General features: G+C 59.3%; 15 protein-coding genes. 12 read left to right on the plus strand and 3 right to left on the minus strand.

Going from position 1 to position 12,550, the window contains the following annotated elements; translation table 11 throughout:
• Positions 1-41: 41 nt before the first annotated feature.
• Complete coding sequence (locus AWB69_RS35565) at positions 42-614, minus strand: phasin family protein (protein WP_062091484.1); 573 nt, start codon at positions 612-614, stop codon at positions 42-44.
• Between the two features lie 318 nt (positions 615-932).
• Between AWB69_RS35565 and AWB69_RS35570 the strand changes: the two genes are divergently transcribed.
• Together AWB69_RS35570 and pbpG are read left to right on the plus strand one after the other, a co-directional pair.
• Positions 933-1,892, plus strand: a complete 960-nt coding sequence (locus AWB69_RS35570) for a histone deacetylase family protein (RefSeq protein WP_062091485.1) — start codon at positions 933-935, stop codon at positions 1,890-1,892.
• A gap of 454 nt (positions 1,893-2,346) precedes the next feature.
• Positions 2,347-3,552, plus strand: a complete 1,206-nt coding sequence (pbpG, locus tag AWB69_RS35575) for a D-alanyl-D-alanine endopeptidase (protein ID WP_062091486.1) — start codon at positions 2,347-2,349, stop codon at positions 3,550-3,552.
• 111 nt (positions 3,553-3,663) lie between these two features.
• Here pbpG and AWB69_RS35580 read toward each other — a convergent pair whose 3' ends face one another.
• Positions 3,664-4,461, minus strand: coding sequence for an IclR family transcriptional regulator (locus AWB69_RS35580; protein ID WP_047898287.1), 798 nt, complete (start codon positions 4,459-4,461; stop codon positions 3,664-3,666).
• 179 nt (positions 4,462-4,640) lie between these two features.
• Positions 4,641-5,183, minus strand: a complete 543-nt coding sequence (locus tag AWB69_RS35585; protein ID WP_062091487.1) for a hypothetical protein — start codon at positions 5,181-5,183, stop codon at positions 4,641-4,643.
• 278 nt (positions 5,184-5,461) lie between these two features.
• Between AWB69_RS35585 and AWB69_RS35590 the strand changes: the two genes are divergently transcribed.
• The 10 genes from AWB69_RS35590 (at position 5,462) to iscX (ending at position 12,522) form a co-directional block, all read left to right on the plus strand.
• On the plus strand, positions 5,462-5,704 hold the full coding sequence (locus AWB69_RS35590; RefSeq protein ID WP_062091488.1) for a hypothetical protein: 243 nt from the start codon (positions 5,462-5,464) through the stop codon (positions 5,702-5,704).
• Between the two features lie 166 nt (positions 5,705-5,870).
• Positions 5,871-6,353: a low molecular weight protein-tyrosine-phosphatase gene (locus tag AWB69_RS35595; RefSeq protein ID WP_062091489.1), complete on the plus strand. Its 483-nt coding sequence runs from the start codon at positions 5,871-5,873 to the stop codon at positions 6,351-6,353.
• Positions 6,354-6,504: 151 nt separating this feature from the next.
• A complete protein-coding gene (gene iscR / locus AWB69_RS35600; RefSeq protein ID WP_062091490.1) occupies positions 6,505-7,032 on the plus strand; it encodes a Fe-S cluster assembly transcriptional regulator IscR in 528 nt (175 codons plus the stop codon).
• A 76-nt stretch (positions 7,033-7,108) separates the two neighbouring features.
• Positions 7,109-8,332: an IscS subfamily cysteine desulfurase gene (locus AWB69_RS35605; RefSeq protein WP_062091491.1), complete on the plus strand. Its 1,224-nt coding sequence runs from the start codon at positions 7,109-7,111 to the stop codon at positions 8,330-8,332.
• A 93-nt stretch (positions 8,333-8,425) separates the two neighbouring features.
• Positions 8,426-8,854 (plus strand): Fe-S cluster assembly scaffold IscU, encoded by a 429-nt coding sequence (gene iscU, locus AWB69_RS35610; protein WP_062091492.1) that lies wholly within the window; start codon positions 8,426-8,428, stop codon positions 8,852-8,854.
• A 161-nt stretch (positions 8,855-9,015) separates the two neighbouring features.
• Positions 9,016-9,339 (plus strand): iron-sulfur cluster assembly protein IscA, encoded by a 324-nt coding sequence (gene iscA, locus AWB69_RS35615; protein ID WP_062091493.1) that lies wholly within the window; start codon positions 9,016-9,018, stop codon positions 9,337-9,339.
• A gap of 109 nt (positions 9,340-9,448) precedes the next feature.
• Positions 9,449-9,973, plus strand: a complete 525-nt coding sequence (hscB, locus tag AWB69_RS35620; protein WP_062091494.1) for a Fe-S protein assembly co-chaperone HscB — start codon at positions 9,449-9,451, stop codon at positions 9,971-9,973.
• Positions 9,974-10,026: 53 nt separating this feature from the next.
• Entirely contained in the window at positions 10,027-11,892 is a 1,866-nt protein-coding gene (gene hscA / locus AWB69_RS35625) for a Fe-S protein assembly chaperone HscA (protein WP_062091495.1), read from the plus strand.
• A gap of 54 nt (positions 11,893-11,946) precedes the next feature.
• Positions 11,947-12,288, plus strand: a complete 342-nt coding sequence (fdx, locus tag AWB69_RS35630; protein WP_062091496.1) for an ISC system 2Fe-2S type ferredoxin — start codon at positions 11,947-11,949, stop codon at positions 12,286-12,288.
• 36 nt (positions 12,289-12,324) lie between these two features.
• Positions 12,325-12,522 carry a Fe-S cluster assembly protein IscX gene (gene iscX, locus AWB69_RS35635; RefSeq protein ID WP_031363898.1) on the plus strand — a complete coding sequence of 66 codons (198 nt, stop codon included), beginning with the start codon at positions 12,325-12,327 and terminating at the stop codon, positions 12,520-12,522.
• Positions 12,523-12,550 lie beyond the last annotated feature (28 nt).

Genomic DNA, 12,550 nt, shown 5'->3' on the forward strand with positions numbered 1-12,550 from the left:
ACACCGGTGTTGCCGGTGCCGCCGCGTGCAAATGAATTCGCTTAGACAGTCTTCTTGGCGGCGCGCGAAGCTTGAGCCGTAGCTTGCGATGCAGCCTTCGTGGCGGCCGTAGCGGCTGCGTTGAAGTTGCTTTCCGCGATTTCGACAGCTTGCTTGCTTGCCTTGTGGATCGTTTCGTACGTGGTGTTGGCGGCAGTGATGGCCGACTTCATCACTGCAACAGCCGTTTCCGAACCTGCCGGTGCGTTCTTCGCGACGTTTTCTACGAGCGTTTGCACCTTGCGATTCTGGTCTTCGTACTGCTCTTCGGCGACACGGGCGAATTCAGCTTGCGTCGCCGATGCGATTTCATACAGGTGACGGCCATACGACAGCGCCTTTTCCGCGACCGGCTGAGCCAGGCTGGCTTGCAGTGCGAGCAGTTCTTGCGCATCCTTCACCGACAACACGCGTTGCGCGTTTTCCTGGCCTTCAGCCAGCGTCGACTTCACAACTTGCAGGTTCAATTCAAGCAGCTTTTCCAAGCCTTCAAATGCCTTGTTCGTCAGACCGAAGAGGGTATCGAACTGAGCTTTGTTTGCAGCGGCGATTTGTTCCGGGGTCAAAAGGGTCATGTCACGCTCCTGAAAGATTCGACCCATCATCAGCGCGGGTCGTGGGTTTTGGCGGAGACCGGAAATCCGGAAACCGTATGAGGCGATCAGCTATTGGTGCGTCGCAACATGGAGCCTATTCTAGGCATATTCCGATAGATGTCAAGCGTCTTTTTGTGCGACGCAACATCGTACGAATGCTTATTAAACAATGGCTTACGAGGACACTTCTTTGTAGTGGAACTACATTTCGAGATACGGTGCACCAGCTTGGGGCGGAGAACGCAGGCGGTGTCGATGCTAGGATCCCAAGTCCGGAAAAGTGGAATTTGATTTCGAATGAAGGCGTTTTATAGCGATCGCTTCGTACTGCCGTTGCCGGCTGGCCATCGGTTTCCCATGCAAAAATATTACCTTTTGCGTGAGCGGGTGCAGGCCGAACTGCCCGAGGTGAAGCTGGACGAAGCGCCGGTCGCGGCCGATTCCGAGTTGGCGCGCGTTCATGCGGCCGACTATATCGAGCGTGTCGCGACCGGGGCGCTGGATGCGCGCGAGCAGCGGGAGATCGGCTTTCCGTGGTCGCCAGAAATGGTGGAGCGCGCGAGGCGCTCCGTCGGGGCAACGATTGCTGCTTGTCACGCTGCCCGCCAAAGCGGATTCGCGGTGAATCTGGCAGGCGGCACGCATCATTCATATGCGTCGCACGGCGCTGGATTCTGTGTGTTCAACGACGCGGCTGTCGCGGCCCGGGCACTACAGGCAGAGGCGCTGCAGCGCGGAGAGCGCACGCCGTTCATAGCAATAGTCGATCTGGATGTGCATCAGGGCAACGGGACCGCAGCCATTTTCCAGGACGATCCGAGTGTGTTCACGCTGTCGCTGCATGGCACATCGAACTACCCGTTCAGCAAGGAGATCAGCGATCTCGACGTCGCATTGCCCGACGGTTGCGGTGACGATACCTATGCGGAAGCACTGTCCGGGGCGTTATCGACGATGTTCGAGCGCTTTGAACCTGCCATGCTTATCTATCTGGCAGGTGCCGATCCGCACGTCGACGATCGCCTGGGGCGACTCGCGTTGAGCGTCGCCGGCCTCGCCAGGCGCGATTCCCTTGTATTCAGCGCCGCGGCCGCGCGAGATCTACCCGTGGCAATAACGATGGCCGGCGGTTACGGTCGCGATATTGACGTCACCGTCGACATTCATCTCCAGACCATTCAGCTTGCCGCAGTCGCGTTCGGTGCCCGGCGCGATTCAAGCACGCCCGATACACTGCGCTGGGCAAAATTCATTTGAAACGGTTTGAAACTCGGTAAACCAAATGTGTTAACTCGACGTTAACATTCGAAGTCGCCTGTCATCGTCAAAGTTTGTATGAACAAAAACTTTCGATGCCGGTCGAAATGCCGGTTGAGAATCGGCATTGCTTGCCGAATGCTTCGCTTCCTGTCGTTGTCCACACTATTAGTGAAATTTTTGCCTTGAGGGCAGCATCAGGAATTTTCCTCAAGTTTTACAAACTATTGCCGATAAGAGGCTGATAGCCAGGGTCGGGCAATGGCGTGTGGCAGTGAAAACGATTGCAGCATCAGCGATGATTTTTTACGATCGGAACTCAGAACTCATTCGCTCCGATAAATCGTGTCTTACAAAGCGGTTTAAGTAGTGCGGATAAGTGCTTAATATTGCTAATTTTTCGAAGCTTTACTACACTGGCGACACTCTCTCGCCGGTCCAGAACAGAACACTAATGAAAACCGAAATGTTTTCGTCGCTCAGGGTGATCCATAGCGTTGCAGTCCGCACCGCGCTGTCGGTCGCCGTGTCGGTGGCGCTCGCGACGTCTTTCGCGGCCGCACCGATCGACGCTTTTGCCAAGACCCCAACCTCGAAATCCACCAAGAAAGCCGTCAAGGGCGCAACTGTTGCGCCGCAAGCCAAGGCCGTCAAATCGTCGAAGGTTGCTGCACGCTCAGCCAGGGCAGTGAAGGGTGCGAAGGTCGCGCCAGTCGCTGCAGTGCAGGACGAAGAGACGCCGCGCGCTGCGCGCCGGCATCGCGTCAGTTACCGCATGGAGGCGCGCGGCCGCCGTGCCGCTGTACGTTCGGTGGCGTTCCAGCCGCGTCCACCCACAGTCGGCCAGGCGTTCGGCCTGCACGACACGCCGGACAGCCTCGCGTTACGTTCGAGTGTCGCCTACGTGGTGGACCAGAATACATCGGAGACACTCTTCGATAAAAACTCGCGGGCCGTGGTGCCTATCGCTTCGATCACGAAGCTGATGACGGCCATGGTCGTGCTCGATTCCAAGGCGCCGCTGACCGAGGAAATCACGGTAACCGACGAAGATCGCGACTACGAGAAGTTCACGGGTTCGCGTCTTTCGGTCGGCTCCGAGCTCAACCGCGAAGACATGCTGCATATCGCGCTGATGGCGTCGGAAAATCGCGCGGCTGCGGCGTTGTCGCGTTATTACCCGAATGGGCGTCCTGGCTTTATCGCCGCAATGAACGCCAAAGCGAAGCTGCTCGGCATGACCGACACGCATTTTGAGAATTCGACCGGGTTGACGAGCCAGAACGTATCGAGCGCGCGTGATCTCGTGAAGATGGTGAACGCGGCGTATCAGTACCCGCTGATTCGCAAGTTCTCGACCGATCGCAGCTATGACGTGTTTACCGGCAAGCGCAATATCGCCTATAACAGCACGAATGCGTTGATCCGGAATCCGAGCTGGGACATCGGCTTGCAGAAGACCGGCTTCATTAACGAAGCAGGCGAATGCATGGTGATGCAGACGACCATTCATGGCCGTCCGGTAGTAATGGTCTTGCTGGACTCATCGGGCAAGTATTCGCGTTTCGCCGATGCCGGCCGTTTGCGCGGGTTTCTGGAGAGCGAAACTGCTGGTGAACCGCATATCACCAGCGCCGATGCCGGCGGTGGCGGAACCTGAAGATCGTTGGGGAATCTGCGGTATCAGAATTGAAAAAACCGGCCTTATCGTTTGATAAGGCCGGTTTTTTTATTGCCCGTGGATCTTGCAAATGCTCTGGATTCCAGAATGTCAGCGCTGCTGTGAATCGGCGCTCGGTTCCGGCCGATACCCGAGCGAGCGTGAAATTTCCAGCGCGGTGCCGCTCAGTTGATTCAGCCACGAGTCTTGCAGCCGATCCGCGGGCGCTGAAAGCGACAGGCCGGCAACGAGCCGCCCTGTGTCGTCGTATATGCCGGCCGCGATGCAGCGCACGCCCAGTTCCAGTTCCTCATTATCGCGGGCGCACGCCTGGCTGCGCACGAACGACAATTCACGCTCGAGCTTGCCGATATCCGTAATGCTGTTCTGCGTATGGCCGGAGAGGCCCGTCCGCGTGGCGTAGGCGCGCACGCGGGAGGATTCGTCGGCGGCGAGGAATAGCTTTCCGACAGACGTCAGGTGCAGTGGCGCGCGGCCGCCGATGGCCCGCACGACCTGCATGCCGGAACGCTCGGAATAAGCCCGTTCTATATAGACGATCTCATCGCCCTGGCGCACCGAGAGGTTGACCGTCTGGCCTGTTTGCCGATGCAGTTCACGCATGGGCGGCATGGCGGCTTCGCGCACCGAGAGACGCGCCTTGACCAGGTTGCCGAGCTCGAGCAGTCGCATGCCCAGCCGGTACGTGCCGGGATCGGAGCGATCGACCAGACGGCACGTGACCATGTCGTTCAGGATGCGATGCGCGGTGGACGGATGCAGCGAGGTGCTCTGCGAGAGTTCTTTAAGGCTGACGGGGTCGGTGTGCGCGGCAAGCGCGTCGAGCAGGCGCATCATGCGCTCGATCACCTGTATGGACGTTCTGGATTCCGGGTTCGTATCGCTCATGGGGAAAATCAGTTGATACGTCAAACAGCGGAATGGTGATTGTATCTCGTATTGTGAAAAATGCGAAAGACTCGGCGGTACGGTTGCCCGCCCAATCTCGGCTTTCTGCAGACAATAAAAACCGCCCGGAACCAGGGGGAAAGGCGGGCGGTCTTGAGCACAACGAGGTGGGCAGAGGTTTAGTGGTTATGCTCGGGTTGCTGGGCCGAAGGTTTGCCCCAGAGAGATTGGCCGACATACGGTGTAGATCCGCGTGACTGCTGCGCCTGCGGCGCTGGCGCCGGCCGGCCCGGATTACCCGCCTGTGGTTGTGGCGGCCTGCCGCCCTGCGGTGCACCTGCTTGCGGTCCGCCGTGACCACCTCGGTCGCCGCCCCGGTCACCGCCACGGTCACCGCTCCAATTTCCACCACGGTTACCGTGGTCGCCGCCGCGATCGCCCCAGCCACCCGGAGGAGGACGGTGATAACCGGGGCCATCGTTCCAATAGCGAGGACCAGGACCGCCGTAATATCCGCCGCCGTCGATGATCACGCCCGGCTGAACAACCGGTGCTCCATAGCCGTAACCGGCTTCGTAGCCCGCGGGGTAGCCGGGGTAGGCGGGATAAGCGGAATAGCCGTCGCCGGTCGCGTAAGCGGGCGTGCCGTCCGGGTAGACGGCGCAACCGGTTACGAGGGCGGACGAAGCGAGGATCAGACCTGTTACTGCGAGTTTCATCATGAGCGGGAAGGCATTCGTTGACTAGTTACCGTATCTGACAGTTTCGCGGAAAGAATATCGCAAGAATTTTGTAAAGTTTTATCTCCGCGGTAACAGGCTGAAAGTGGCGGGAACCTCTCATGGGCCACCAAACACAACGCTGACGCGCCATACGCTGTTGACAGAGTTGCAACAATGCTTTGTGCCGGGGCACCTTTATGGGATGAGGACAAACCCTTAAAATCAAAGTGTCCGTAAGTGGGCCCGTCAGCCCACAGGACCTGAGAAGGGGTTTGACAATGAAAAAGACAATATCGACCTACTGGCCCATCGCGATGCTTGTGCCGCTCGCACTTGCCGGCTACTGCCACGCTATCCACCCGGTTTCCGGGACCGCCGCACCTCATCCACAAAGCGCCGCCAGTGTTAGCGCCGAGTTCGCGCGTGCTATTTCGCTGGGACTGGTCGGCTCCGATACCGGCAACAACGCGTATCGGCCGGCTAACGGATCATCGGCCGCTGCCGTCTCGCAGACGTTTTGAAGGACGGGGCTGGGCAGAGTGGAGCTGGACGGGGCCAATCAGGCGCACAAACGCCGTCCTTTGTATAATTCGGGACAGTTTCGCGGATTGACTTGGTGAGGCCGGTGCAAGTCGTCGAGCCGCCGGGCCGCATGCCCCGCTTAAGCCAAATGAAGCCTGGAATCTGATGAACACTATCGCCGTCTGTTTTGTGTGCCTTGGCAATATCTGCCGTTCGCCGAGCGCCGAAGCGGTGATGCTGGATCAGGTGGGCCGGGCCGGGCTCGCGGGCAAGATTGTGGTGGATTCCGCCGGCACCGGAGATTGGCATATCGGCCAGCCGCCCGATGAACGCGCCCAGCGCGCGGGCAGGAAGCGGGGGTATGACTTGTCGCCGTTGCGCGGCCGGCAGGTTAGCCGCGACGATTTCGCCCGGTTTGACCTGCTTATCGCGATGGACGACGCCAACGCGGCCGCGCTGACCAAAGTGTGTCCGGCGGAATACCGCGACAAGATCCGGTTGCTGATGGAGTTCGCGACCCGTGACGACAGCCGTGTGGTGGTCGATCCGTATTTTGGGGGCGACGAAGGTTTCGAACGCGTGCTCGATCAGTGCGAGGATGCCTGCGAAGGCTTGCTGCGAGCGCTTCGCACGCAATTGGCGGTCTGATGGGCGGCGCCCGGAAGTCAGCTTCAATCAGCGCAATATTCTCAGCAAATTCCTAAGAAAATGCCTGGGGATACTTGACTAAATCCGTAGGCTATTTATACTTGACCAAAATCATCCAGTATTAGCCGTAGCCCCCGGTAGCTTACAAATTATGAGACTCACCACGAAAGGCCGTTTCGCCGTCACGGCGATGATCGACCTGGCTTTGCGCCAGGAGCAGGGCCCGGTGACGCTGGCAGGAATCAGCCAGCGCCAGCATATCTCGCTGTCCTATCTCGAGCAGTTGTTCGGCAAGTTGCGCCGGCACGAGATTGTCGAATCAGTGCGCGGTCCGGGTGGTGGATACAATCTTGCGCGCCGCGCCGAGAACGTCACGGTCGCGGACATCATTATTGCGGTGGACGAGCCTATCGACGCCACGCAATGCGGTGGCAAAGGCGCCTGCGAAGGCACCAAGCAGCACGACGGCCACTGCATGACCCACGAACTCTGGTCCACGCTCAATCAGAAGATGGTCGAGTATCTCGACTCGGTCTCGCTGAAAGATCTCGTCGACCAGCAGCGCGCACGTGAAGGATCGCCATCGGTATTGCGCGACCGGCGTGCCGAATCGGCGGGTGTCGAACCCGTGCGTGTGGCGCCGAAAGGACCGAATTCCGTTTTCAACCTGGCCGGCTGACGGCTGCCGCGTTGATGTGCTGACGCGGCCGTCTCGCCTTGAACGAGCCAATTGAGTTAAATCCCCGGAGCAACTGATGAACAACGACATTCCCCACCTGCCCATTTACATGGACTACAGCGCTACGACCCCGGTCGATCCGCGCGTGGTGGACAAGATGATTCCGTATCTGCGCGAGCAGTTCGGCAATCCGGCATCGCGTAGCCACCAGTACGGCTGGGACGCGGAGCGGGCGGTCGAGGAAGCGCGCGAGAACGTCGCGAAGCTGGTCAATTGCGACCCGCGCGAAATCATCTGGACGTCGGGTGCCACCGAATCGGACAACCTCGCCATCAAGGGCGCGGCGCATTTTTACAAGAGCAAGGGCAAGCACATCATCACGGTGAAGACCGAGCACAAGGCTGTGCTCGATACCTGCCGCGAGCTTGAACGAGAAGGTTTCGAAGTCACTTACCTGGATGTCAAGGACGACGGTTTGCTCGACCTGGACAAGCTTCAGGCGGCCATCCGCCCGGACACCATCCTGGTCTCGGTGATGAGCGTGAACAACGAGATCGGCGTGATCCAGGACATCACCGCAATCGGTGAGATCACGCGTGCGAAGGGCATCATATTTCACGTCGATGCAGCGCAAGCCACCGGCAAGATCGAGATCGATCTGCAAAAGCAGAAGGTCGACCTGATGTCGTTTTCGGCGCACAAGACGTATGGTCCGAAGGGTATCGGCGCATTGTTCGTGCGTCGCAAGCCGCGCATTCGTATTGAAGCGCAAATGCACGGCGGCGGTCACGAGCGCGGCATGCGTTCGGGCACGCTGGCCACGCACCAGATCGTGGGCATGGGCGAGGCTTTCAGGATCGCGCGTGAAGAAATGGCCGTCGAAAACGAGCGCGTCCGCATGTTGCGTGACCGCTTGCTCAACGGCTTGAAGGAGATGGAAGAGGTGTATGTGAACGGCGACATGGAAACCCGTGTGCCGCATAACCTCAACATCAGCTTCAACTTTGTTGAAGGCGAGTCGCTGATCATGGCGGTCAAGGACGTGGCGGTATCGTCGGGTTCCGCGTGTACGTCGGCTTCGCTGGAACCGTCCTATGTGCTGCGGGCGCTTGGCCGCAATGACGAACTCGCGCATAGCTCGATCCGTTTTACGGTTGGCCGTTTCACGACTGAACAAGACGTCGATTACGTGATTAACTTGCTCAAGAGCAAGATTCAGAAGTTGCGTGATCTGTCGCCGCTTTGGGAAATGCATAAGGACGGTATCGACATTTCGTCGATCCAGTGGGCTGCGCATTAAGCGCTTGTCTGGCGGCTCGGTGGCGGCTCATCCGCGCCCGAGGTTGAAGCGCACACGCGAACGCACACGCATACGAATTCAAGGAGTTTGATCATGGCTTATAGCGACAAGGTTCTGGACCACTACGAAAACCCGCGCAACGTCGGCTCGTTCGGCAAGGACGACGACACAGTCGGCACCGGCATGGTTGGCGCGCCGGCATGCGGCGACGTGATGAAGCTGCAGATCCGCGTGGGCGCGGACGGTGTGATCGAAGATGCGAAGTTCAAGACGTATGGCTGCGGTTCGGCTATTGCCTCCAGCTCGCTCGTGACCGAGTGGGTGAAGGGCAAGACGCTGGATCAGGCGCTGACGATCAAGAACACGCACATTGCTGAAGAACTGGCGTTGCCGCCGGTGAAGATTCACTGTTCGATCCTGGCCGAAGATGCAATCAAGGCCGCCGTTGCCGACTACAAGCAACGTCATGGCGCGGGTGCGACGGAAGCTGCTCCGGCAGAAGCGAAGCAACACGCGGCTTAAGCGGGCAGGTAATCAGCAATCAGGTTTCGGGAAGGGCGCTTGGGTGATCAGTTGACCGATCAGTTAAGTTCAGGCGCTCTGGTTTTCGGTTCAAAGCAAGGCTGCAGCGTGGCGACCGGAGAAACGATTGACTCCGGACGAGCGGCTGCTGATGAGAGACTATGGCAATCACGTTGACGGACAAGGCAGCACAACACGTGCAGAAGTATCTGGTTCGACGCGGCAAGGGCGTTGGCTTGCGCGTCGGCGTGCGCACAACCGGCTGCTCGGGCCTCGCTTACAAGCTCGAGTATGTGGACGAACTCGCGCCGGAAGACAAGGTGTTCGAGTCGGCGGGCGTGAAGATCATTGTCGATCCGAAGAGCCTGGCTTATATCGACGGTACAGAGCTGGATTTCGCGCGCGAAGGTCTGAACGAAGGATTCAAGTTCAATAACCCGAACGTGAAGGACGAGTGCGGTTGCGGCGAATCGTTTCGCGTATAGCGCGGCGCAAGAACAGCAAAGAGGCGGCGCGTGCCGCCTTTTTCTTTAGTGCCGTGGGTTTAGATGCCTCTCTTATCCCTGCTTCCGCTCATTTTCACTCATCTTCAACATGGCAACGCTCAACGACAGTCACTTCGACCTGTTCGACCTTCCGCCGACTTACGCCATCGATGCAAAAAAGCTCGATGATGCGTACCGCACGGTACAGGCACAGGTCCATCCCGATCGTTTTGCCGCCGCTGGAGACGCGCAAAAACGCGTCGCGATGCAGTGGGCCACGCGGGCAAACGAGGCATACCAGACGCTGCGCGATCCGCTGAAGCGGGCCACGTATATGTTGTCGCTGCGCGGCGTGCATGCCGATGCAGAGAACAACACCGCGATGGAACCCGCCTTCCTGATGCAGCAGATGGAATGGCGCGAAAATATAGAGGACGCGGCGGACGCCAAAAATCTTGGCGCGCTCGAAGCCTTGCTCCATGAACTGCGCGATCAGGAACGTATCCGCTTCGAGAAACTGGCGGCGCTGATTGACAGTCACGCTGACCAGGCGGCGAGCGAAGCCGTGCGCCAGTTGATGTTTATAGAACGCGTGGCGAGCGAGATCGGCGTGCAGATCGAGAAGCTCGATTAGGTTCGATTCAGTTCGACCAAACCCAGACGACACCAACCCCCAATAGATCAACGATGGCTTTACTGCAAATTTCAGAACCCGGCATGGCTCCGGCGCCGCATCAGCGGCGGGTAGCCGTGGGCATCGACCTTGGTACGACCAATTCGCTGGTTGCCGCCGTGCGCAACAGCGTGGCCGAAGTGCTGCCCGACGAAGACGGTCATTACCTGCTGCCGTCGGTGGTCCGGTATCTGGAGAAGGGCGGCCGCCGTATCGGCCGCGTGGCGAAGGAAGAAGCGGCGCTTGATCCGCGCAACACGATCGTGTCGGTGAAGCGCTTCATGGGCCGTGGCAAAAGCGAAGTGGAAGGGGCGGAAAACGCGCCATACGATTTCGTCGATGCACCGGGCATGGTGCAGATTCGCACCGTCGACGGCGTGAAAAGTCCGGTGGAAGTATCGGCGGAAATCCTGGCGACGCTGCGCTATCGCGCGGAAGACACGCTCGCCGACGAGCTGGTCGGCGCGGTGATCACCGTACCCGCTTACTTCGATGAAGCCCAGCGGCAAGCCACCAAAGACGCCGCGAAACTCGCCGGTTTGAACGTGCTGCGTCTGCTGAACGAGCCGACCGCTGCGGCGATTGCATATGGACTCGACAACGCATCGGAAGGTTTGTACGCCGTGTATGACCTGGGCGGCGGCACCTTCGATCTGTCCATTCTCAAGCTCACCAAGGGCGTGTTCGAAGTGCTTGCAGCGGGCGGTGATTCAGCGCTCGGGGGCGACGATTTCGATGCGGTGCTGTATCGGCATGCGTTGGTGAAAGCCAAGGTGGCGCCGGCTACGCCGGAAGATGTGCGTTTGCTGCTGGACCTTGTGCGAACCGCCAAGGAAACGCTATCGGATGCGTCGGAAGCCACGATCCAGGCCACCTTGTCGGATGGCCAGCAAATCGATCTGACAGTCACTGAAAGCGACTTCGCAACGCTGACTGAAGCACTGGTTGCCCGCACGTTGACTCCCACGCGCAAGGCCTTGCGCGACGCCAAGGTGGCGCCCGCCGAGATCAAGGGCGTGGTGCTGGTTGGCGGCGCCACGCGCATGCCGGTGATCCGCCGCGCAGTGGAAACGTACTTTGGCCAGCCGCCGTTGATCAATCTCGATCCGGATCAGGTTGTTGCGCTCGGCGCCGCGATCCAGGCGGATCTGCTGGCGGGAAACCGTCGCGGAGAAGGCGATGACTGGCTGCTCCTCGATGTCATTCCGCTATCGCTTGGCGTTGAAACCATGGGCGGGTTGACCGAGAAGATCATTCCGCGCAACTCGACCATTCCGGTCGCACGCGCGCAGGACTTCACCACCTTCAAGGACGGCCAGACGGCGATGGCAATCCACGTCGTGCAAGGCGAGCGCGAGCTGGTCTCGGACTGCCGTTCGCTCGCGCGCTTCGAACTGCGGGGCATTCCCGCCATGGCCGCCGGCGCTGCGCGCATTCGCGTGACGTACCAGGTAGACGCCGACGGTTTGCTGTCCGTGTTCGCGCGTGAACAATTGTCGGGCGTGGAGGCGTCGGTGGTGGTGAAGCCGTCCTACGGTCTCGCCGATGACGACGTCGCGCGCATGCTGGAAGAAAGCTTCACGACCGCCGAAATCGACATGCGCGCCCGCGCATTGCGCGAGGCGCAGGTCGACGCGCAACGTCTGGTGGAAGCATCACAGGCGGCGCTCGGCGTGGACGGCGAACTGCTGGACGAAACGGAACGAGCCAACATTGAAGCGCTGATCGTCAAGCTCGCGGCGGTCACGGGCGGCGACAGTGTCGATGCTATCGAAGGGGCGACGAAAGAGCTTGCCGCAGCCACCGATGAATTCGCCGCTCGCCGCATGAACAAGAGCATTCGCCGTGCGCTTGCCGGCCGCAGGCTCGACGAAGTCTGACGACTCGCCGAAGACGCACCGAGCCTCTCACGTACAAAGAACGGAAAGAAATTCATGCCCCAGATCGTAGTATTACCCCACGTGGAATTGTGTCCTGATGGCGCTGTGATCGACGCGGATACGTCGAAGAGCATTTGCGACAACCTGTTGGACAACGGTATTGAGATCGAACATGCGTGCGAAAAATCGTGTGCATGCACGACGTGTCACGTGATCATTCGCGAGGGTTTCAACGCGCTTGTGCCGTCCGAGGAAGACGAGGACGATTTGCTCGACAAGGCCTGGGGACTTGAGCCGACGTCGCGGTTATCATGTCAGGCGATGGCTCCCGCAGACGAGGATCTGGTCGTCGAGATCCCGCGCTACTCCATCAATCATGCCAAAGAGAATCACTGAAGTTAAATCAGCGACCACGAGACAGGAGCGCTTGCCATGAAGTGGACAGACACGCAGGATATCGCGATGGCACTGACCGACGCGCATCAGAACGTCGATCCGCAATTCGTGCGATTTACGGATTTGCATCGCTGGGTGACGGAACTGCCGGGGTTCGACGACGACCCTGAGCGGTCCAACGAGAAGATTCTCGAAGCTATTCAGGCTGCGTGGATCGAAGACGCGGATTATTGAATCCGGCGCAGGTCTTGAGCACTCACGG

Origin of the sequence: Caballeronia udeis, assembly GCF_001544555.2 — a bacterium.
GTDB classification, from domain to species: Bacteria; Pseudomonadota; Gammaproteobacteria; order Burkholderiales; family Burkholderiaceae; genus Caballeronia; species Caballeronia udeis.

Excerpts from the sequence above, each read along its gene's own strand:
- hscA (WP_062091495.1), top strand. The coding sequence starts at position 10,027 with ATGGCTTTACTGCAAATTTCAGAACCCGGCATGGCTCCGGCGCCGCAT.
- iscU (WP_062091492.1), top strand. The coding sequence starts at position 8,426 with ATGGCTTATAGCGACAAGGTTCTGGACCACTACGAAAACCCGCGCAAC.
- AWB69_RS35565 (WP_062091484.1), bottom strand. The coding sequence starts at position 614 with ATGACCCTTTTGACCCCGGAACAAATCGCCGCTGCAAACAAAGCTCAG.
- AWB69_RS35590 (WP_062091488.1), top strand. The coding sequence starts at position 5,462 with ATGAAAAAGACAATATCGACCTACTGGCCCATCGCGATGCTTGTGCCG.
- AWB69_RS35605 (WP_062091491.1), top strand. The coding sequence starts at position 7,109 with ATGAACAACGACATTCCCCACCTGCCCATTTACATGGACTACAGCGCT.
- AWB69_RS35585 (WP_062091487.1), bottom strand. The coding sequence starts at position 5,183 with ATGATGAAACTCGCAGTAACAGGTCTGATCCTCGCTTCGTCCGCCCTC.
- AWB69_RS35580 (WP_047898287.1), bottom strand. The coding sequence starts at position 4,461 with ATGAGCGATACGAACCCGGAATCCAGAACGTCCATACAGGTGATCGAG.
- AWB69_RS35570 (WP_062091485.1), top strand. The coding sequence starts at position 933 with ATGAAGGCGTTTTATAGCGATCGCTTCGTACTGCCGTTGCCGGCTGGC.
- iscR (WP_062091490.1), top strand. The coding sequence starts at position 6,505 with ATGAGACTCACCACGAAAGGCCGTTTCGCCGTCACGGCGATGATCGAC.
- iscA (WP_062091493.1), top strand. The coding sequence starts at position 9,016 with ATGGCAATCACGTTGACGGACAAGGCAGCACAACACGTGCAGAAGTAT.
- hscB (WP_062091494.1), top strand. The coding sequence starts at position 9,449 with ATGGCAACGCTCAACGACAGTCACTTCGACCTGTTCGACCTTCCGCCG.
- fdx (WP_062091496.1), top strand. The coding sequence starts at position 11,947 with ATGCCCCAGATCGTAGTATTACCCCACGTGGAATTGTGTCCTGATGGC.
- pbpG (WP_062091486.1), top strand. The coding sequence starts at position 2,347 with ATGAAAACCGAAATGTTTTCGTCGCTCAGGGTGATCCATAGCGTTGCA.
- AWB69_RS35595 (WP_062091489.1), top strand. The coding sequence starts at position 5,871 with ATGAACACTATCGCCGTCTGTTTTGTGTGCCTTGGCAATATCTGCCGT.
- iscX (WP_031363898.1), top strand. The coding sequence starts at position 12,325 with ATGAAGTGGACAGACACGCAGGATATCGCGATGGCACTGACCGACGCG.